Annotated in this window: 19 protein-coding genes and 1 riboswitch; of the genes, 4 read left to right on the top strand and 15 right to left on the bottom strand. The window is 66.4% G+C overall.

Features of this window, described 5'->3' with window-relative positions; genetic code table 11:
- Positions 1–46 precede the first annotated feature (46 nt).
- Genes cobT through cbiE form a run of 7 tightly spaced genes read right to left on the bottom strand, consistent with a single transcriptional unit; the run spans position 47 to position 6,375 of the window.
- Positions 47–1,072, bottom strand: a complete 1,026-nt coding sequence (gene cobT / locus P9228_RS09030) for a nicotinate-nucleotide--dimethylbenzimidazole phosphoribosyltransferase (RefSeq protein WP_095826218.1) — start codon at positions 1,070–1,072, stop codon at positions 47–49.
- Between the two features lie 25 nt (positions 1,073–1,097).
- Positions 1,098–1,868, bottom strand: a complete 771-nt coding sequence (gene cobS / locus P9228_RS09025; protein ID WP_278053080.1) for an adenosylcobinamide-GDP ribazoletransferase — start codon at positions 1,866–1,868, stop codon at positions 1,098–1,100.
- The gene (locus P9228_RS09020; RefSeq protein ID WP_278053079.1) at positions 1,865–3,181 is read right to left on the bottom strand and encodes a cobyrinate a,c-diamide synthase; all 1,317 of its coding nucleotides are present in this window, start codon (positions 3,179–3,181) and stop codon (positions 1,865–1,867) included. Before P9228_RS09020 ends, cobS begins: the two co-directional genes overlap by 4 nt.
- A complete protein-coding gene (cobA, locus tag P9228_RS09015; RefSeq protein WP_278053078.1) occupies positions 3,178–3,993 on the bottom strand; it encodes a uroporphyrinogen-III C-methyltransferase in 816 nt (271 codons plus the stop codon). The genes P9228_RS09020 and cobA overlap by 4 nt, the downstream gene beginning before the upstream one ends.
- Positions 3,990–4,754 carry a precorrin-4 C(11)-methyltransferase gene (cobM, locus tag P9228_RS09010; RefSeq protein ID WP_278053077.1) on the bottom strand — a complete coding sequence of 255 codons (765 nt, stop codon included), beginning with the start codon at positions 4,752–4,754 and terminating at the stop codon, positions 3,990–3,992. The genes cobA and cobM overlap by 4 nt, the downstream gene beginning before the upstream one ends.
- Positions 4,751–5,137 carry a cobalamin biosynthesis protein gene (locus P9228_RS09005; protein WP_278053076.1) on the bottom strand — a complete coding sequence of 129 codons (387 nt, stop codon included), beginning with the start codon at positions 5,135–5,137 and terminating at the stop codon, positions 4,751–4,753. The genes cobM and P9228_RS09005 overlap by 4 nt, the downstream gene beginning before the upstream one ends.
- Positions 5,134–6,375, bottom strand: coding sequence for a precorrin-6y C5,15-methyltransferase (decarboxylating) subunit CbiE (cbiE, locus tag P9228_RS09000; protein ID WP_278053075.1), 1,242 nt, complete (start codon positions 6,373–6,375; stop codon positions 5,134–5,136). Before cbiE ends, P9228_RS09005 begins: the two co-directional genes overlap by 4 nt.
- Position 6,376: 1 nt before the next feature.
- On the opposite strand from cbiE, the gene P9228_RS08995 reads away from it, so the two are divergent.
- Positions 6,377–7,144, top strand: a complete 768-nt coding sequence (locus tag P9228_RS08995) for a cobalt-precorrin-6A reductase (RefSeq protein ID WP_095780915.1) — start codon at positions 6,377–6,379, stop codon at positions 7,142–7,144.
- Here P9228_RS08995 and P9228_RS08990 read toward each other — a convergent pair.
- The 8 genes from P9228_RS08990 to P9228_RS08955 all read right to left on the bottom strand — a co-directional run bounded on the left by P9228_RS08990 (position 7,108) and on the right by P9228_RS08955 (position 17,167).
- Positions 7,108–7,872: a precorrin-3B C(17)-methyltransferase gene (locus P9228_RS08990; protein WP_095801991.1), complete on the bottom strand. Its 765-nt coding sequence runs from the start codon at positions 7,870–7,872 to the stop codon at positions 7,108–7,110. The genes P9228_RS08995 and P9228_RS08990 overlap by 37 nt on opposite strands.
- Positions 7,869–8,627: a precorrin-2 C(20)-methyltransferase gene (locus P9228_RS08985; RefSeq protein ID WP_095801990.1), complete on the bottom strand. Its 759-nt coding sequence runs from the start codon at positions 8,625–8,627 to the stop codon at positions 7,869–7,871. Before P9228_RS08985 ends, P9228_RS08990 begins: the two co-directional genes overlap by 4 nt.
- A complete protein-coding gene (locus P9228_RS08980; protein ID WP_278053073.1) occupies positions 8,624–9,256 on the bottom strand; it encodes a precorrin-8X methylmutase in 633 nt (210 codons plus the stop codon). Before P9228_RS08980 ends, P9228_RS08985 begins: the two co-directional genes overlap by 4 nt.
- Before the next feature lie 3 nt (positions 9,257–9,259).
- Entirely contained in the window at positions 9,260–10,621 is a 1,362-nt protein-coding gene (gene cobG, locus P9228_RS08975) for a precorrin-3B synthase (protein ID WP_278053072.1), read from the bottom strand.
- Positions 10,618–14,214, bottom strand: a complete 3,597-nt coding sequence (cobN, locus tag P9228_RS08970; RefSeq protein ID WP_278053071.1) for a cobaltochelatase subunit CobN — start codon at positions 14,212–14,214, stop codon at positions 10,618–10,620. The genes cobG and cobN overlap by 4 nt, the downstream gene beginning before the upstream one ends.
- 17 nt (positions 14,215–14,231) lie before the next feature.
- Entirely contained in the window at positions 14,232–15,269 is a 1,038-nt protein-coding gene (gene cobW, locus P9228_RS08965) for a cobalamin biosynthesis protein CobW (RefSeq protein WP_278053070.1), read from the bottom strand.
- 1 nt (position 15,270) lies between these two features.
- Entirely contained in the window at positions 15,271–15,699 is a 429-nt protein-coding gene (locus P9228_RS08960) for a DUF1636 family protein (RefSeq protein ID WP_278053068.1), read from the bottom strand.
- Positions 15,700–15,737: 38 nt separating this feature from the next.
- Positions 15,738–15,938: riboswitch (cobalamin riboswitch) on the bottom strand.
- 29 nt (positions 15,939–15,967) lie between these two features.
- Positions 15,968–17,167, bottom strand: a complete 1,200-nt coding sequence (locus P9228_RS08955) for a winged helix-turn-helix domain-containing protein (protein ID WP_278053066.1) — start codon at positions 17,165–17,167, stop codon at positions 15,968–15,970.
- A 334-nt stretch (positions 17,168–17,501) separates the two neighbouring features.
- On the opposite strand from P9228_RS08955, the gene P9228_RS08950 reads away from it, so the two are divergent.
- The 3 genes from P9228_RS08950 to P9228_RS08940 are packed head-to-tail and all read left to right on the top strand — an operon-like array spanning position 17,502 to position 19,049.
- Complete coding sequence (locus P9228_RS08950; protein ID WP_027169002.1) at positions 17,502–17,867, top strand: NADH-quinone oxidoreductase subunit A; 366 nt, start codon at positions 17,502–17,504, stop codon at positions 17,865–17,867.
- Positions 17,858–18,439, top strand: coding sequence for an NADH-quinone oxidoreductase subunit B (locus P9228_RS08945; RefSeq protein ID WP_013531090.1), 582 nt, complete (start codon positions 17,858–17,860; stop codon positions 18,437–18,439). The genes P9228_RS08950 and P9228_RS08945 overlap by 10 nt, the downstream gene beginning before the upstream one ends.
- A gap of 4 nt (positions 18,440–18,443) precedes the next feature.
- Entirely contained in the window at positions 18,444–19,049 is a 606-nt protein-coding gene (locus P9228_RS08940; RefSeq protein WP_278053063.1) for an NADH-quinone oxidoreductase subunit C, read from the top strand.
- The last annotated feature ends 2 nt before the right edge of the window (positions 19,050–19,051 follow it).

Genomic DNA, 19,051 nt, shown 5'->3' with positions numbered 1-19,051 from the left:
CGACGTTATTTCGTCATTTCAACAGCGTTGAAATTTTGAAGGAAGATTATTTTTCCGAAACGCCGGCTTCCGCGAAACTCGCCATTCTCGTATGACACTCCAGCGCCGAGCGGACGATGTTGACGGCAAGGCAGGCGCCGGAGCCTTCGCCGAGCCGCATGCCGAGGTCGAGCAGCGGCGGCAGGCCCAGCGCTTCGAGCAGGCGGCGATGACCGGCTTCGGCCGAGACATGGGCGGCGACGGTGTGCGCCAGCCCGGTCGGGTGCAGCCTTGCCAGCGGCGCGACGGCGGCGGTGCAGACGAAGCCGTCGAGCAACACCGGCACGTTGTTCTTGCGCGCGGCCAGCGTGGCGCCGAAGATCGCCGCAAGCTCGCGTCCGCCAAGGGCGGCGGCGATCTTCAGCGGGTCGGAAAGCGAATCGGCATGGCGCTTGAGGCCCGCCTCTATGGCGGTGATCTTGCGGATCAATCCGGCATCATCGACGCCGGTGCCGCGGCCGGTCCATTTTTCCGCGCCGCCGCCGAAAAGAGCGGCCGAGATCGCTGCTGCCGGCGTGGTGTTGCCGATGCCCATCTCGCCGAAACAGACGAGGTCGAGATCGTTGGTCACGGCGTCGTAGCCGGCCGAGACCGCGGCGAGGAAGGTCTGCTCGTCCATCGCCGGCGCTTGCGTGAAATCGCCTGTCGGATGATCGAGATCGAGCGGGATGACGTCGAGCCTGGCGCCGGCGACGCGGGCGAGCTGGTTGATGGCAGCACCGCCGCCGGCAAAGTTCGCCACCATCTGCACCGTGACTTCCGAAGGATAGGCCGAAACGCCCTGCGCGGTGACGCCGTGATTGCCGGCAAACACGAAGACTTTGACCGCGTCGAGCTTCGGCATGTCGCGGCCCTGCCAGCGGGCCAACCAGGCGGCGATCGTTTCCAAACGGCCAAGGCTGCCCTGCGGCTTGGTCAGCGTGTCCTGGCGACGGGCAACGGCGGCGGCGGCCGTATCGCTGCCGGCGGACAGATCGAGGCAGGCGGCGCGAAGGTCTTCGAGCGATTTGAACGACGTTGTTTGAGGGGACATGAGGGTAAGGTCTCCGAAAGAAGAATCAGGAAAGGCAAGCGGAAGCGACAAGCAGCACGGCGATCTCGCCGAGCTGCTGCAGCGCTCCGATCGTATCGCCGGTCTGGCCGCCGATCTGGCTGAGGCAGAGCGCACGAAAGGCGGCAAACAGCAGGCCAAGCAGGATCACCGCGGCAATTGCGCCGCCGAGGCCGAGCGCCAACAGCGCCACGGCTCCGAGCGCGGCACCAACGACGGCGGTTTCGGCAGTGACCGAGCCCGCGTCGGCCGACAGCCCATCGGAGCGCGCCGGCGGCAGAAGATGCATGAAGGCGCCGAACAGGCCGCGCGAGGCGGCGTGCGCTGCCAAAAGCGCCAGGAAGATGTGGCCAGGGCCGGCCAGTTCCGAAAGCGCGCTCCAGCGGATGAGCAGCGAGATGCCGAGCGCCGCGGCGCCATAGGCGCCGATGCGGCTGTCGCGCATGATCTCCAGCTTCTTCTCGCGCGTCCGGCCGCCGCCGAGTCCATCGGCGATATCGGAGAGCCCGTCCTCGTGCAGGCAGCCGGTGACAAGCATCGTCGCTGCAAGCGCGAGCGCCGCAGCCGGACCGGCGGCAAGGCCCAGGGCGCCAACGGTGGCGTAGACAAGCGCGCCGATGACGGCGACGGCGAGACCGGCAAAGGGTGCCGCCCAGATCGCTTCGGCTAGGCTGCGGCCGCCGAAATCGCTCGACGGCAGCCTCAGCCGCGTCAAGAAGACAAGGCTGAGGCCTATGTCGTCGAGCAATCGCCGAGGCTCGGAAAGGCCGCCGCTCATGCGCCCCTCGCAATGGCATGGAAGAAAGTGCCGCTGACATGGCCGCGCCGGTAACCCGACGCGCCCAGCGGATTGCCCTGGCCGTCGGCGAGGTCCGCCAGCGGCTCGTCATTGCCTGTGGCGGCGATCTGCGCATAGTGGAACTCATGGCCGCGGATGAGCATGCCTTCGCTGCCAAGCGGACACCCGGCGCGCAGCCGCGCCTCGCGATAGCCGAGGTTCATCTTGCGCCTGGCGAAGCTGGTCGAATGGCCAAGCAGGCCAAGCATTTTATGGCTCTCGCCGTCCGCATCCTCCAGCACCTCGCCCAGCACCATGAAGCCGCCGCACTCGCCATGCACTGGCTTGGTCGCGGCGAAACGGGCCATTCCCGCACGGAAGTTGCCAGCGGCCGCAAGCTTGCCGGCATGCAGTTCTGGATAACCGCCTGGCAGCCAGCAGACATCGCAATCTTGGCTCGGCGCTTCGTCGGCAAGCGGTGAGAAGGGCACGATCTCGGCGCCAGCGTTTCGCCAGTATGAGGCGACATGCGGGTAGAGGAAGGTGAAGGCGGCGTCCTCGGCCAGTGCAATGCGCTGGCTTGGCGGCTGTAACGCCTCGCCGAAGTCGCCGGCCGTGGGTTCGAGCGGGCTCGCCAGCGCGAGAATGGCGTCGATATCGAGCGACTTCTCGACCATGTCGGCAAGCCGGTCGAGATGCGCCATGAGGTTCTCGTGCTCCCCTGCTTGGACGAGGCCGAGATGCCGCTCCGGCAGGTTGAGGGTCGGATCGCGCATGATGGCGCCGACCACCGGCAGGCCGATGGCCTCGATCGCGTCGCCCGCCAGTCGGCGATGGCGCTCGCTGCCGAGGCGGTTGAGCACGACGCCGGCCATGCGCACATCCGGATCGTAGGTGGCAAAGCCCTTGGCGACGGCGGCGGCCGTGGTCGACTGACCGGAAACGTCGAGCACCAGAAGCACCGGCAGGCCATAGAGCCTGGCGAGATCGGCCGCCGAACCCGAACGGCCTTCCGGCGCGGGAATGCCGTCGAACAGGCCCATGGCGCTTTCGAGAATGACGTACTCGGCATCAGACGCTGCCTGTTTCGCCAGCGCGTTGAGCAGGGAAGGCGGCATCGCCCAGCTGTCGAGATTGACGCCGGAGAGGCCGGTGGCGGCGGTATGGAAGCCGGGATCGATGTAATCCGGTCCGGACTTCGCGCCCCGCACCTTCAGCCCGCGCCGGGCAAGCGCGCGCAACAGGCCTATGGTGACGCTGGTCTTGCCCGAGCCGGAGCGCGGCGCGCCGATGATGATCGCGCGCGCCGTCATGCCCCGCCCGCCAGTGCCGCGCGCATGGCGACGATACCGCCGACGACGATCAGCGCCGGGGAGGCGAGCCCGGCTACAGCGGCCTCCTCGGCGATTGTGGCGAGCGTGGCGACAACGATGCGCTCCTGCGGCGTGGTCGCTGCAACAATCACGGCGGCAGGCGTCGACGGCGCGAGGCCGCCGCTGAGCAGCTTTGCCGCTATCACCGGCAGATTGGCCATGCCCATATAGATGACGACCGGCTGGCCGGTGCGCGCGATTGCGGCCCAGTCGATGTCGTCATCGGTGCCTGCGGCATGGCCCGTGGCAAGGATGACCGCCTTGTTGATGCCGCGCATGGTGGCGGGGATGGCGGTGGCGGCCAATGCGCTGAGACCGGAGGTGAGGCCGGAGAGCACCCGAAATGGTATGTTTTCCCGTGCCAGCGACAACGCCTCTTCGCCGCCGCGGCCGAAAATATAGGGATCGCCGCCCTTGAGCCGCACGACGCGGCGGCCCTCGCGCGCCAGCCGCACGAGCAGGGCGTTGATGTCGTCCTGCTTCATCGAGGGCTGGCCGCCGCGTTTACCGGCGTAGAAGAGCTCCGCGCCTGCAGCAACCGCGACGACATCGGGCGAGACCAGCGCGTCATAGACCAGCGCATCGCACTGCCCGAGTGCCGCCAGCACTTCGAGCGTCAGGCAGCCGGGACCGCCGGGGCCGGCGCCGGCCAGCCAGACATGGCCGGGCTCCAGCGCGCGCGGCTTGAAGTTCAGCCGCGCCAGCGCCTGCTCCACCGTTGCCCGTCCGTTTCTGTTGGTGCTGGCGTTCACAATCCGTCCCGTCCGCGAAAACGCCGCTGGTAGTGGGCGTCGTAAAGTGAGCTCTCGTCGAAATCCTGCGCGGCCAATGCGCTGCCGACGAAGATGATCGCCGTGCGCTCCATCGGATTTTGCGCAAGCTGCGCCTCGATCGTGCCCAGCGTGCCGGTCAGAATGCGCTCGTCCGGCCAGGAAGCGCGGAAGACGACCGCCACTGGGCATTCTGCGCCGTAGAGCGGCGTCAGTTCGGCAACGATGCGGTCGATGGCATGGATGGCGAGATGGATGGCTAGAGTTGCGCCGGTGCGGCCGAAGCCAGCAAGCGTCTCGCCGGGCGGCATTTTCGAGGCGCGGCCAGACACGCGGGTCAGCACGAGGCTCTGCGCGAGCTCGGGAATGGTAAGCTCGCGCCGAAGCGCCGCCGCCGCCGCCGCGAAGGAAGGCACGCCCGGCGTCATCGTGTAGGGGATATCGCGCTTCTCGAGCCGCCGGATCTGCTCGGCCACTGCGCTCCACACCGAAAGGTCGCCGGAATGCAGGCGCGCGACGTCCTGGCCGGCTTCGTGGGCGGCAAGATATTCGGCCTCGATCTCGTCGAGCGACATCGGCGCGGTGTCGATCAGTTTTGTGCCGGGCGCGCAGTGTTCGAGCAGTTCCGGCGCGACGATCGAGCCGGCATAGAGGCAGATCGGACAGGAGGCCAGCAGGCGGCTGCCGCGCAAGGTGATGAGGTCGGCAGCACCAGGGCCGGCGCCGATGAAATGGACGGTCATTTTGGGCCTCCACCAAGGGCGATGGCGCAGGTAACAGGACCAAGAACAGTACGTGGTCCAAGCAGTTTCGCCTCTTTGCCGGCCGCGGCCAGGGCCGACGCTTCCGAAACCGACGGCGTGCCGGCATGAGCAAGCGACCATTCGGATTGGCTGATCGTGCCGGATGAGACGGTTTGCAAGGCGTCGTCGGAGACGACGAGCACGGGCAGGTCGAGGTCGCGACCGGCAAGAAAGATCGCTTGCTCGTCGCGTTTCATTTCGCCCGTTGCCAGCACTGAAAGCGCGGTTACTGCCAACCCATGCGCTTCGAGCGCGGTCTCGATCGCGGCCCGCACGTCGCGCGGCGTCACACCCTTCCGGCAGCCGATACCCGCGACCATCATGGCTTTACCCAGCTCCATTGCATGACCGGCATGGCCGGACGCCAGGCCTGCATGGATCCGACCGGCGCCGCACGCGAGAGGGCGATGCGCAGAAGGTCGCCGCCGCGCCTGGTATGCTGGTCAAGCAGCAGCGCCTCCATTTCCAGCGTCACAGCATTGGCGACCAACCGGCCGCCGGCGCGCAGCGACTTGATCGCTGTCTGCAGCACGCCGGCATCGCTGCCGCCGCCGCCGATGAAGATGGCGTCTGGTGTCGCCAGTGTTGCCAGCGCTTTCGGCGCCGAGCCTTCGATGACGACGAGACCGGGCACGCCGCAATGCGCGGCGTTGCGATGGATGCGGGCGGCGCGCTCGCTGTCGGCTTCGATGGCAATCGCCCGCATCGAAGGGTGAGCCCGCATCCATTCGATGCCGATCGAGCCGGAGCCGGCACCGATGTCCCAGAGCAGTTCACCGCGCCGCGGCGCCAGCGCCGACAGCGTCATGGCGCGGATCTCGCGCTTGGTGATCTGGCCGTCATGCTCGAACAGATGATCGGCAAGGCCGACGGTCAAAGGCAGGATGCGCGCATCCGGAGTCGATTCTATTTCGAGCGCCAGCACGTTGAGCGGATTGATGTTTTTGAGATCGAAGGCGTCGGCGCGGACAGCGTGGCGCGTTTCGCCCTGGCCGCCAAGCGCTTCGAGAACCGTCAACCGCGACGGACCGAAGCCGAGTTCGTCGAGCAGCGCGGCGATGGCGACCGGCGCGTCGCTGTCGGATGTGAGCGCAAGGATACGTGCGCCGGGGTGGAGCAGGGGGCGGAGGAGGTCGATCGAGTGGCCATGCAACGAGATGGTTTCGACATCCTGCAACGCCCAGCCGAGACGGGAGGCGGCTAGCGACAGCGATGACGGCGCCGGCAGGACGAGCATCTCATCCGGTTTCACTTTGCGCGCGAGCGTGACGCCGACGCCGTGGAAGAACGGGTCGCCGGAAGCCAGCACGCAGACGCTTCTGCCTTCGAGCGCCAGCACATCATGCATCTCGGCATCGAACGGCGTCGGCCACGGTCGCGCCTTGCCCTTGGCCAAGTCTGAGACGAGCGCGAGGTGCCGCTTGCCGCCAAAGATGACTTCGGCCTCGGCGATCCTGCGCTTGGCCTCGTCGCCCAGACCCGCTACACCGTCCTCGCCGATGCCGACGATGGTCAGCCATCTTGCGACCGGCTTGGCAGCGCGCGAACCCTCAGCAGGCATGATGACCCACCGTATTCTGATTCTCGGCGGAACCACGGAGGCCCGGCAGCTGGCGGGCAAGCTGGCTCGCCGGAAGGATTTCTCGATCACGCTGTCGCTCGCCGGCCGCACCGAAAGCCCCATGGCGCAAGGCGTGCCCATGCGTAGCGGCGGCTTTGGCGGCATGCAGGGATTGGCCGCCTACCTCCATCGGGAACAGGTCGATCTGGTGGTCGACGCCACGCATCCTTATGCGGCCCGTATGTCGGCCAATGCCGCTGAGGCGGCCAGGCAAACCCGCGTGCCGATGGTTGCGCTGCGGCGTGCCGGCTGGGAGCCTGTCGCGGGTGATCGCTGGACTTTCGTGGAGAGCGTCGCTGAAGCGGCCAAGGCGCTTGGCACGGCGCCGCGACGAGTCTTGCTGGCGATCGGCCGGCAGGAAGCCGGCGCGTTCGAGGCCGCTCCGCAGCATCGCTATCTCATTCGCAGCGTCGACCCGATCGAGCCAAAGCTGGCTGTGCCTGACGCAGTTTACCTTCTGGCGCGCGGGCCGTTCCCCGAAGCGGACGAGCGCGCGCTGCTTGAAAAATACGCCATCGATACCGTCGTTTCGAAGAACAGCGGCGGCGAGGCGACCTACGGCAAGATCGCCGCGGCGCGCGCGCTCGGCATCGAGGTGATCATGGTGCGCAGGCCGCCGCTGCCTGACGTTGCGTCGGCCGAGACCGTCGATCAGCTGGCTGCGATGGTCGATCATTTTCTCGACCCAGTTGCCGAACGCGGCGTGTAGACCAGCGCGGGCTTGTCGCCGCGCTTGATGATGCGGGTCTCGGGCGAGCCGATGATGACGCAGGTCGACATGTCGGCCTTTGCCGCATCGGCGTCGGCGAGCAGAAACACCTCGATGCGCTCTTCGGGCCGGCCGGCGGCGCGGCCGAAGATCACCGGGGTGGTGCCCGGCAGAATGGCCTTCAGGCATTCGAAGGCGCGGCCGAGCTGCCAGGGGCGGGCCTTGCTGATCGGATTGTAGAGCGCAATGACGAAGCCGGCGCCGGCCGCCGCCAGCAGACGCAGCTCGATCAGCTCCCAGGGTTTTAGATTGTCGGAGAGCGAGATGGCGCAGAAATCATGGCCAAGCGGCGCGCCGATGCGGGCGGCGACCGCGAGCATGGCGGTGACGCCGGGAACGACCGCGAGGTCGATTGACCTCCATTCTGGCGGACCGGCTTCGATCGCCTCGCAGACGGCGGCCGCCATGGCGAATACGCCGGGATCGCCGCCGGACACGACAGCGACGCTGTGACCTTCGGCTGCCTTGGCCAGCGCCTCGTTCGAGCGGGCTAGCTCTTCGCGATTGTCGGAGGCGATGCGGGTCTGGTCCTGTCGCAGCTCGAGCCGGTCGAGATAGGGCTTGTAGCCATAGAAGAAGGAAGCCTCCGTCACGGCGCGGATCGCCTCCGGCGTGACCTGATCGGCATTGCCGGGGCCGAGGCCGATCACGGTGAGGCGGCCGCTCAAGGCTTGGCTCCGGGAACTCCGGGACGCGCCGACCAGCCGGCGACCAGCACGATGGCGAAATAGGGGGCCTTGTCGTCCGGCTTTTCCGCGAGCCGCATCGACACGCTGCCCGGCATGGTGCCGCGCTCGACATAGACGGCCTTCGTCAGCTTGCCGGTCGCTTCCAGCGCGCGGCGGATCTTCGGCAGATTGCGGCCGACCTTCATGATGACGGCGGCATCGGTATCGGCCAGCCGTCGCGTCAGCTCGAACTCGCTCATCGTGCCGGGAAGCACGGTCAGCACATCGTCGCCCTGGACGATCGGCAGGCCGGTCGCCGACCAACAGCCGGACATGGCGGTGATACCGGGAATGACTTCTGTCGGGAATCGGTGCGAGAGGCGCACGTGCAGATGCATATAGGAGCCGTAGAAAAGCGGATCGCCCTCCGACAGCACGGCCACCATCTTGCCGGCGCCGAGATGCCCGGCGACCTGTTCGGCGGACTGCTCATAGAAATCGGTGATCTGCGAGCGATAGTCGTCGTGATCCTTGTCGATCTCGGTCGTCACCGGATAGAGCAGCGGCAGCTCGACCATATCCGGGCGAAAGCGCGCCTCGACGATGGCGCGCGCGTTGCTGTTGTTGCCGCGCTTGGCGAAATAGGCGACAACGTCAGCCTCGGCCAGCGCGCGCGCCGCCTTCAGCGTCAACAGCTCCGGATCGCCGGGACCGGTGCCGACGCCGACGAGCCGGCCTTTGGGGAAAGCGTTCACAGGCCTGGCCTCGCCAATGCGTTGAGTGCTGCGGCCGTCATGGCGCTGCCGCCCAGCCTGCCGCGCACGATGGCGTAAGGCACACCGTAGGAGTTTTCCGCCAGTGCATCCTTGGATTCGGCAGCACCGACGAAACCAACCGGCATGCCGATGATGGCGGCCGGCTTTGGCGCGCCGTCGCGCAGTTTTTCGAGCAGATAGAACAGCGCGGTCGGTGCGTTGCCGATGGCGACCACCGAACCTGCCATGCGCTCGCTCCAAAGGTCGATAGCGGCGGCCGAGCGCGTGTTGCCGATTTCCTTGGCGATTTCGACGGTGCGCGGGTCGCGCAGCGTGCAGATCACCTCGTTTCCGGCCGGCAGGCGGGCACGGGTGATGCCGTGGGCGACCATCTCGGCATCGCACAAGATCGGCGCCCCGGCGGCAAGGGCGGCACAGGCCGCTTCAACGAAACCGCTGGAGAATACGAACTGGCTGGCTGCCTCGACCTGGCCGCAGGCGTGGATCATGCGGATCGCGACATCGGCCTCTGTCTCGGAAAAGCGCGACAAGTCCGCCTCGGCGCGGATGATAGCGAAAGAGCGCTCGTAGATCGCCATCCCGTCATGGATATAGTCGTAGGCGGCCATTCTTCAGTTCCGTCGATAGAGTTCGGCGATCTCAGTCGTGCCGAGCCTTGTGAGGCAAGCGGCGGCGGTCTCGCCGGGATGCCGTGCGTTGCGGATCGCCGCCGCAATGCCGGCGACCCCGCGCGCGGCGTCATAGCCCGGCCTGTATCCGGCAGGAAGGGCCTTTGCCGTCCCGTCCACGACAAGTCCGGCTCCGTTTTCGTCGCCGACCAGGGTGAGGCCCGCTGGGCCGGGATGGGCGCAGCCCTTGGCGCAGCCGGAAATGTGGAGGGTGAGGGAGGCATCGAGGAGGTCGGGGCTTTCCGTTGCCATTTTTTCGGCGATGGCGCGGGTGGCGATGCGGCCGGAAGCGCAGGCGGGCGCTCCGGGGCAGGCGGCAATGCGGGTGCGCGGATCGGCGGCCTTGGTGACGAAGCCGAGGGCGGCGGCGGAGGCTTGGAGGGGAGGGCAGGCGGATGCGGTGAGGCCGAGGAAAAGCAGGGCGCGGCCTGGGGCCAGGCGGATTTCGGTCGAGCCCAGATCTGAAGCCTGGGCGGCGAGGTCGATGAGGTTCTGGGCCGGCATGCTTCCGAAGGGCAGGCCGAAGCCGAGGGCGTGGCTGCTGCTCAGGTCGAAGAGGCCGATGGGCGAATGCTGACGCCCTACGGCGCCCCCCTCTGTCCCGCCGGACATATCCCGCAGGACAGAGGGGGGCGCGAAGGAATGCCAGCCTGCGAGAGAAGCCAACTGCCGCTCCGACAATTCCCGCGTGTGCGCCTCGCGGCCTTTTTCGGCCACCATCCTTAGTGCAGCCAACGCGATGTTGCGTGCCGTATCCTCGTCAACAGTGGCGAGTGACTTCGCGCTTTGGCTGTCACCGGCAACCGACACGCTCCACTGGACGCCGGCCACAGTCCGCACCGCCTTCAGCCGCACGTCAGCCGTCAGCGCATCCACAGCCAACTCCCCGCCGCCGTCGACAACTACCGACACCTTCGGCCCCAGCCGTGGCGTCAGCCCGGCCTCTTCAACCGCCGCCCTGATCCGTTCCGCCAGCGGGCGCGAATCTGCAATCTCCTGCGGGTCGATACCCGCGAGCGGCCCGGTCTCCACCGGCACGCCCGTCCGCACGGCGATGCCCAGCGCATCCACTTCCGCCGCCAGCAGCCCAGCGCTGTCTGCTGTCAGGCCCCGGATCTGCAGGCTACCGCGAGCGGTCACTTCCATGATGCCGTTGCCGTGGCGCAAGGCGGATTCGCAAAGACCGATCAGCGACTTGGGTGCAAGCCCTCCAGCAACCGGATTGAGCCGCACCAGCAGGCCATCGCCGGTCTGCATCGGCGCGCTCAACGCGGGGCAGGCGCCGCGGCGCGAGAAGGCGTTCATGCCGCCACCTCGCTTGCCTGTGCCTCGGCGATCAAGGCCGTGAGATCGTCGTCGATGGAATTCCTGAGTGGATGCCAGAGACCGCGCCGTCGCGCAGCCAGGAATCGCTCGGCGATGACCTTCGCGGCGGCGGGATTTTCGCGCAGCAGGAAGGCTCGGACTTCCGTGTCGCCGATATAGGCGTCGTGCACCGCCTCGATCAGCGCGCCCGATATGGCATGCGTGGTCTCGGCGAAGCCGACCAGGCGGTCGACCGTCTCGGCGAATTCCGAGGCGCCGCGGGGGCCGTGGCGCATCTGCCCGGCAATGAAGCGTGGATTGACGGCGCGGGCCCGCACCACGCGCGACACCGCTTCGCCGACCGATCGCGGCTTCGGCTTCTTAGGGTCAGTCGTGTCGAGCACTATGACATCGGCATTCCTGCCAAGCGCGGCCAGTGCGGCCGAAAACCCGCCGATGAAGGCGACATCGGCCGAACCTTCGAGGATGTCGCGGCCCGGGTCGTCGCCGGTGTGGACAAGCAGGTCCGCCTCGGCCATGCGGCCCTCGAAGACGCCGGGCGCGGAGATGGCCTCACCTTCGGCGCCGCCATAGGCATGCGAGGTTGCTTCGAGATAGGCGCGGCCGATCTCTTCGCGCGCGCTCCATTCGCCGCGCGACAGCAATTCCTCGACCCCGGCGCCGTAAGTGCCGGGCGAGGTGCCGAAAATGCGCGGACCGATTTTGCCTTGGGCACGGGTCGCGGCGGCAAGCGGATTTTCCCAATCGTCCTCGTCGCGGCCGGCGACGGCGCTGGCCGCGGCGTCGATCAGCGCGATCTGGGTCGGGAACATATCGCGAAACAGGCCGGAGATGCGCCAGGTGACGTCGACGCGCGGGCGGCCGAGGGCGGCCGGCGGCATCACCTCGATGCCGGTGACGCGACCCGTGGCGGCATCCCATTGCGGCCGGCAGCCCATCAGCGCCAGGCCCTGCGCGATCTCCTCGCCGCCGGTGCGCAACGAGGCCGAGCCCCAGAGGTCTATGACCAGCGAGCGCGGCCAGTCGCCATGGCTCTGCATATAGCTGCGCACGACTTCTTCCGCCGCCGCCTGCCCGAGATCATAGGCCGTCGACGTCGGCATGGTGCGCGGATCGGAGGTGAAAAGGTTGCGGCCGGTGGGCAGGACATCGGAACGACCGCGCGCCGGCGCGCCTGCCGGTCCGGCCTTGATGTGACGCCCGTCGAGCGCAGCGAGCAGGGCGTCTTTTTCGGTCTCGGCGCTTTGGCGGCGCAGCGGATCGGCTTCGTCATCGGGCGCGCGGCCATAGACATGCAGCCCGTCCTTGACGGCAAAATCCTTGAGGTCGCACAGCCACGCGTCGATGCGGCGCAGCGCCTCGTCCGGCGCATCGGTTCCGGCAACTCCGGCTTCGGCAGCCAGCCCGGATTTCTCCGCTGTCTCGACGATGAGCCTGGCCAGACGGTCGCGGCGGCGGCGGTCGAGCCCGTCGGCTTGTGCGTATTCGTCGACCAGCCGCTCAAGCCTCTGTTGCGCCTCGTCGAGCCCGGCGCCGGTCAGCGGCGGCGGCAGGTGACCGAGCGTGACGGCCGAGATGCGGCGCTTGGCCTGCGCCGCCTCGCCGGGATTGGAGACGATGAAGGGATAGACAACCGGCAGCGAGCCGGTGACGATCTCGGGAAAGCAGGTGTCGGAGAGCGCGACCGTCTTGCCCGGCAGCCATTCCAGCGTGCCATGCGCGCCGACATGGACGATGGCGTGGACGCCGAGCGACTTTTGCAACCACAGGCCGAAGGCGATCAGCTCGTGGCGCGGGGGAAGGGTCGGGTCATGGTAGTCAGCGCGGCGGTCTGCGGAGCGGCCACGGTCGGGGGCCAGCGCCACGGTGACGTTGCCGAAGATGGCGGCGCGGAAGGGGAAGCTTGCGGAAGGAGGCGCTTGAACACCCCCCTCTGTCCTGCCGGACATCTCCCCCTCAAGGGGGGAGATTGGCAGTTTCGCTGACGGCGCTTCTCCTCCAGCGTTGATGATTGGCGAAAGCATCGATGCAGGCGCAATCTCCCCCCTAGAGGTGGAGATGTCCGGCAGGACAGAGGGGGGCGCATTGACGTGAGCTTTGTCGTTGGCTCTCCCCCACGCTGCCTCAACCGTGTCGCGTGCACCTTCGGGAAGCGCTGCCGAAAAGGCGAGATATTCCTGTAAGGTGAGACCAAGTCCACCCACCTCCAACACATCCAGCAGCCCGCGTGGCGATTGTGGAATCCCATCAACCGCATAGCCCTGTTCCTTCAGGTCCTGCAGCATGGCGAGCACGCTCGACGGCACATCCAGGCCGACAGCATAGCCGGTGCGTCCGGGCGCGCTTGGATAATCCGGAATCAGGATCGCCAGCTTGCGTTCCGCCCGCTCCGTCCGTTGAAGGCGAATGATCGCCGCGACGCGAGCGGCGACCTGGGCGACGCGATCCGTTTCCGGTCGGTTGGCGAAGGCGCGGAAGGCCAGCGCCGGATCGGCGTCGATCTCGCCCTTGAAGGAGATCGCGCCGGCGAGGATACGGCCATCGAGCTCGGGCAGCACGACATGCATGGCAAGGTCGGCGGGCGCCAGGCCGCGCTGGTTTTTCTCCCAGACTTCGCGCCGCGTCGTGGCGACGATGACCTGGAACACGGGCACGCCGGCACGGTCGAAGAGCGTTTCGGCACCAGGCTCGGCACCGGAAGCGAAGGCGGTTGCAGTGACGATGGCGGACGGGTTCAACGAGGTGATGGCGGTTTCGACGAAAGCCAGCGATACCGGGTCCTTGAGGCTCGAAACAAAGATCGGCATTGGCGTCATGCCCTGCGACCGAAGGGCATCTGCGAGTGCATCGATTGGCGCGACGTCCGCGGCAAGCAGCATCGAGCGGTAGAAGAGGATGGGGATGACGGGGGCACCGACGCTGTCGATGTTGAGCTCTGTCACACCCCCCTCTGTCCGGCAGGACAGAGGGGGGTGTGAAGGACCGCCGACATCGATGATCTCAAGCTCCTCTACAACCCCCAATCCAGCCTGGTAATACCCCGCCTTCGGCACGCTCACCGGCTCGGCCACGGCCGTATCCGACCCGGCGAGCCTTGCCAGTCTTTGCACCAGCGCGCTCATGTTCGCCGGGCCGCCTTCGCGGAAATAGCCGAGCAGGGCGTCGAGTTCGGCGCGCGGCAGGGTCGAGGCGTCGATCAGCCGCAGATCCTCGTCGTGGCTTTCGCCCGGCAGCAGCGCCAGTTTGATATTTCGCTCGCGCGCAACCGCTGCGAGCTGGTCGCAGCCGTAGCGCCACCAGTCGTAGCCGCCGAGAATGCGGACCAGGACGACCCTGGCATGGCGCGCGACACTGTCGATCCAGAGATCGACCGACATCGGATGGCAGAGATCGCGAAGTGCTGCCAGCCGCATCGACGGCAGCCGAGCGGCGTCGGCCTTCCAGGCAGCGGCGAGGCCGGCGAGATCGCTGTCGGTGAAGGACAGCGCCACGACATCCGCAGGCGTCTGCCTGAGGTCGATCGGCTCGGCGAGATCGTCGAGCGAGGCGGATGTCGTGGTGAGGATGTGCATCGCGGTTCGGTCTTGCCTCAGCCGGCGAGGATACGCTCGATCGCCGGACGGTTCAGCCCCTTGAGGCCGATGACGACGAGCCGCGATCGGCGGTCGTCGTCCGGCGTCCAGGCGCGGTCGTAATAATGGTTGACGCGCGGGCCGACGGCCTGGAGCAGCAGCCGCATCGGCTTGCCGCCCACCTCGACAAAGCCTTTGACGCGCAGAACGTTTTCCTGCTCGGCGGCGAGGGCGACGCGCTTGGCCAGCTCGTCCGGACTGGCGATGGACGGGATATCGATGACGAAGGAGTCGAAATCGTCATGCTCATGGTCGAGCTCGTCGTCGTGATGGGTCTTGCGGTTCTCGATGTCGTTCTCGACCGCGAGACCAAGACCGAGCAGCACGGAGGGATCGACCTTGCCCTGCGCGGTCGGCACGACCTTGACGGCGCGCGCCACATGCTCGCCGATGACGGCATTGGCGCGGACTGAGCCCGCCGCGTCCATCAGATCGCTCTTCGACAGGATGATGAGGTCGGCGCAGGCGATCTGGTCCTCGAACACCTCTTCGACCGGATCGTCGTGGTCGAGGGAATCGTCGGCGGCGCGCTGCGCCTGCAGGGCGTCCATGTCGGAGGCGACGCGGCCGTCGGCCAGCGCCGGACCGTCGACCACGGCGATGACGCCATCGACGGTGACGCGGCTCTTCACCGTCGGCCAGTGGAAGGCCTGGACGAGCGGCTTCGGCAAAGCGAGGCCGGAGGTTTCGATCAGGATGTGGTCGACCTTCGGCGTGCGCGACAGGATCTGGTCGAGCGCCGGCACGAAATCGTCGGCGACGGTGCAGCAGATGCAGCCATTGGCGAGCTCGACGATATTTTCCTCTGGGCAGGTGTCGATGCCGCAGCCTTTCAGGATCTCGCCGTCGATGCCGACATCGCCGAATTCGTTGACGATGATCGCCAGCCGCTTGCCCTTGGCGTTTTCGAGCAGGTTGCGGATCAGCGTGGTCTTGCCGGCGCCGAGAAAGCCGGTGACGACAGTGCAGGGAACACGGGAGAGGGATGCGGTCATGTCAGTCCTTCAGCAGGTCGAGGGGAGGGATGCGGGCAACCAGGCCGCGCTTGAGGGAATCGGGCCGGCCTCGCCAGGGGATGAGGCCGTCGGTCGAGGTGGCAAAGAGCTTTGCGCCGATGACGAGGTCGGCGCCGCTGGTCGTTTCCAGGTCACCGAAGACATAGCTCCAGCAGCCGTCGCGCAGCAGCGCCGCGCTCAGGCGGCGTTTGCAATTGCCGAGACACTCGACGATGCGGATGCGGATTTTCTCGTCCGGCGCGGCGCGGCGCGCGTCTTCGGCAAGGAGGGCGCCGGCGCGCGGATGCGCGTCCGAACCGGTCTCATCGCGGCAGGAGGAGCAGACGATGACGGTCACTTCCGATAGCGCGTCGCGGGGTTCGGACGAAGTGTCCGCGGTATTAGCCGGAAAACTGACGTTGCGATCCAAAACCAGGCTCCTTGCCCGGAAAACCCGCCGAGCGATCGGATTCTCATGTCTCAGACGGCAGGTCTCCTGGCTCGCGGGTCGTCGCCTTACGCCGCCTTCCCGGGAAACATCCCAGTGGTTTTCGGCTGAGGCTCGTCGCTCACAGTTGCGGGGACAGCCGCGGATTTGGGTTTTCCCGCACCGCATTCCCTCTTGGCTCCTCCCCTTGCCGGGAGGAGACCGTCTGCGGCGGATTTAGGCTTAGAGGTGCTGGCATGTCAACGCGCGGCTACGACACCGAAATGTCGGCCAACGCCGGCCCAAGGTCGCCGGCCGGCGTCACCTCGATGGTTTCCAAGCCGAGCCATGCCTGCATCTGTTTCAACTCATCGAAGAGCTGTGCGGCCGTTTCGGCGGGAGCGCCGGCTTCGGCAAAAGCCGCATGGACGCGCAGCACGCCGGCCGGCCGGTCAGCTCTCAAATCGACCCGGGCAACGATCCGGTCGCCGAGCAGGAAAGGCAGCACGTAGTAGCCGTACTGGCGCTTCTCGGCCGGCGTGTAGATCTCGATGCGGTAGCGGAAGCCGAAGAGTTTTTCCGTCCGGGTGCGTTCGAATACCACCGGATCGAAGGGCGCGAGCAGGGCGCGGGCCTCGATGCGGCGCGGAAAGCGGGCGTCCTTGTGGAGATAGGCGGGCTTGTCCCAGCCTTCGACCTTCACCGGCAGCAGTTCGCCCATCTCGACCAGTTCCTCGATTCTGGCTCTCGTATCGCCAGGCGCCAGGCGGAAATAGTCACGCAGATCGCCATAGGTTGCGATGCCATGGGCGCGGGCGGAAATGCGCAGCAATTGGCGATGCGCGTCCTCGACCGAGGGCACCGGCAGGTCGAGGATGGCCGGCGGCAGAACCCGCTCGGGCAGGTCGTAATAGCGCTCGAATCCTCGCCGGTAGGCGGTGGTGATGCGCCCGGCCCAGAACAGCCATTCGAAAGCGTGCTTGGCCTCGCTCCAGCCCCACCATCCGCCATTGCCCTTGTGGCCTTCGATGTCGGAGGCGGCGATCGGCCCGCGTTCCGCGACTTGGCCGTAGATCTCCTCGATCATCGCCTTGCGCTCGCGGCCCCATTTGGCGAGGCCGAGATACATTTCCTCGCCTTTCTCGGCCCGCCGCATGCGCCAGCGCATCAACGGATAGGTCTCGACGGGCAGGAAGGAAGCCTCATGGGCCCAGTATTCGAAGACGGTTCGCTTGCGCGTGACGGCCGCGTTGTCGAGCAGCGCAAGCGGGTAGGGGCCGAGGCGCGAATAGAGCGGCATATAGTGGGCGCGCACCACGGCGCTGACGGAATCGATCTGCAGCAGGCCAGTTCGGGAAAGCACACGGGCGAGATGGCGACGATCGGGCGTGCCGGCCGGCCGCGCATCGGTAAAACCCTGCGCGCCGAGCGCAATGCGCCTTGCTGCGGCGAGCGAGATCTTTTCTTTCATCCAGCTACCTTGCCCTGATCCTTTGCCGGGATTTCCAGTCGGTGATTCCGGCCATGCTAACAGGCAAATGGCGGGAGATATGTCAGGATAGAAAAGTGGACTAAAACATGAAGGAAATCAAACAGGAGCGGATCGGACCAGTTTCTTCCGATATGGCGTCCAGGGCCGGATTTTGAACAAGGTTTGACTTGCGTCGCCGAAACCGCTGCGCTAACCCTCGCCGCGTCGCAGCATAGGCCACCTAAAACGGTTCAGCGGGTTAAACTGTCACGCTTCCGCCTTAGAGTCCGTTGCTGTAATCAAAGTGAACTGGCCGCCGAAGGAAAGTCGCCGCATGAGCGCACTCCTAAGTTCGTATCTGCCCATCGTGCTCTTCATCGCAGTGGCGATGGTTGTCGGCCTGGCGCTGATCGTTGCGCCGTTCCTGGTTGCCTACCGCAATCCCGATCCGGAAAAGCTTTCCGCCTATGAATGCGGGTTCAACTCATTCGACGACGCCCGCATGAAGTTCGACATCCGCTTCTACCTGGTGTCGATCCTGTTCATCATCTTCGATCTCGAGGTCGCCTTCCTGTTCCCGTGGGCGGTGTCCTTCTCCAAGCTCGGCATGCTCGGCTTCTGGTCGATGATGGTATTCCTGGCGGTGCTGACCATCGGCTTTGCCTATGAATGGAAAAAAGGAGCGCTAGAATGGGATTGAACGACAGTTCAGGCACCCTCGTCGCGCCGAAGCCTAAGGGCATCATCGATCCCAACACCGGCAGGCCGGTGGGGGAGGACGATCCCTTCTTCCTCGAGATCAATAATGAGCTGGCCGACAAGGGCTTCCTTGTCACCTCGACCGAGGCGCTGATCACTTGGGCGCGCAGCGGCTCGCTGATGTTCATGACCTTCGGTCTCGCCTGCTGCGCGGTCGAGATGATCCACACCTCGATGCCGCGCTATGACTCAGAGAGGTTCGGCGTCGCGCCGCGCGCGTCTCCGCGCCAGTCCGATATCATGATCGTCGCGGGTACACTGACCAACAAGATGGCGCCGGCGCTGCGCAAGGTCTACGACCAGATGCCGGAGCCGCGCTACGTCATCTCGATGGGTTCGTGCGCCAATGGCGGCGGCTATTATCACTATTCCTATTCGGTGGTGCGTGGCTGCGACCGCATCGTGCCGGTCGACATCTATGTCCCCGGCTGCCCGCCGAGCGCCGAAGCGCTGCTCTACGGCATTCTCCTGTTGCAGAAGAAGATCCGCCGCACCGGCACGATCGAACGGTGAACCAATGGCCTTGGCGTTGCACGAACTCTCCACCTATCTCGGCGAGAAGCTCTCCGGCCGCATCGGCGAAACGGTGCTTGCTTATGGCGAACTGACGGTTTGCGTCGAGCCGGGCAACTTGACCGAGGTCGCGACCTTCCTGCGCGACGACCCGCGCTGCCAGTTCGTCTCGATCATCGACATTTGCGGCGCCGACTATCCGTCGCGTGCCAAGCGCTTCGACGTCGTCTACCACCTGTTGTCGCCGAAGCAGAACGTCCGCATCCGCCTCAAGGTCCAGGCCGACGAGGAGACGCTGGTGCCGTCGCTGACCGGCGTCTATCCCGGCGCCGACTGGTTCGAGCGCGAGACCTATGATCTCTACGGCGTGCTCTTCTCCGGCCATCCGGACCTGCGCCGCATCCTCACCGACTACGGCTTTGAAGGGCATCCGCTGCGCAAGGATTTCCCGCTGACCGGCTTCGTCGAGGTTCGATACGACGACGAGGCCAAGCGAGTCGTCTATGAACCGGTGGAATTGAAGCAGGAATTTAGAAACTTTGACTTTTTGAGCCCATGGGAGGGAACGGATTACGTCCTTCCGGGCGATGAAAAGGCGAAGCCAAATTGAGG

Origin of the sequence: Mesorhizobium sp. WSM4898 (assembly GCF_029625845.1) — a bacterium.
GTDB lineage: Bacteria > Pseudomonadota > Alphaproteobacteria > Rhizobiales > Rhizobiaceae > Mesorhizobium.
Note: the sequence above shows the minus strand (reverse complement) of the source record. Positions and strands in the feature narration are given on the sequence as shown.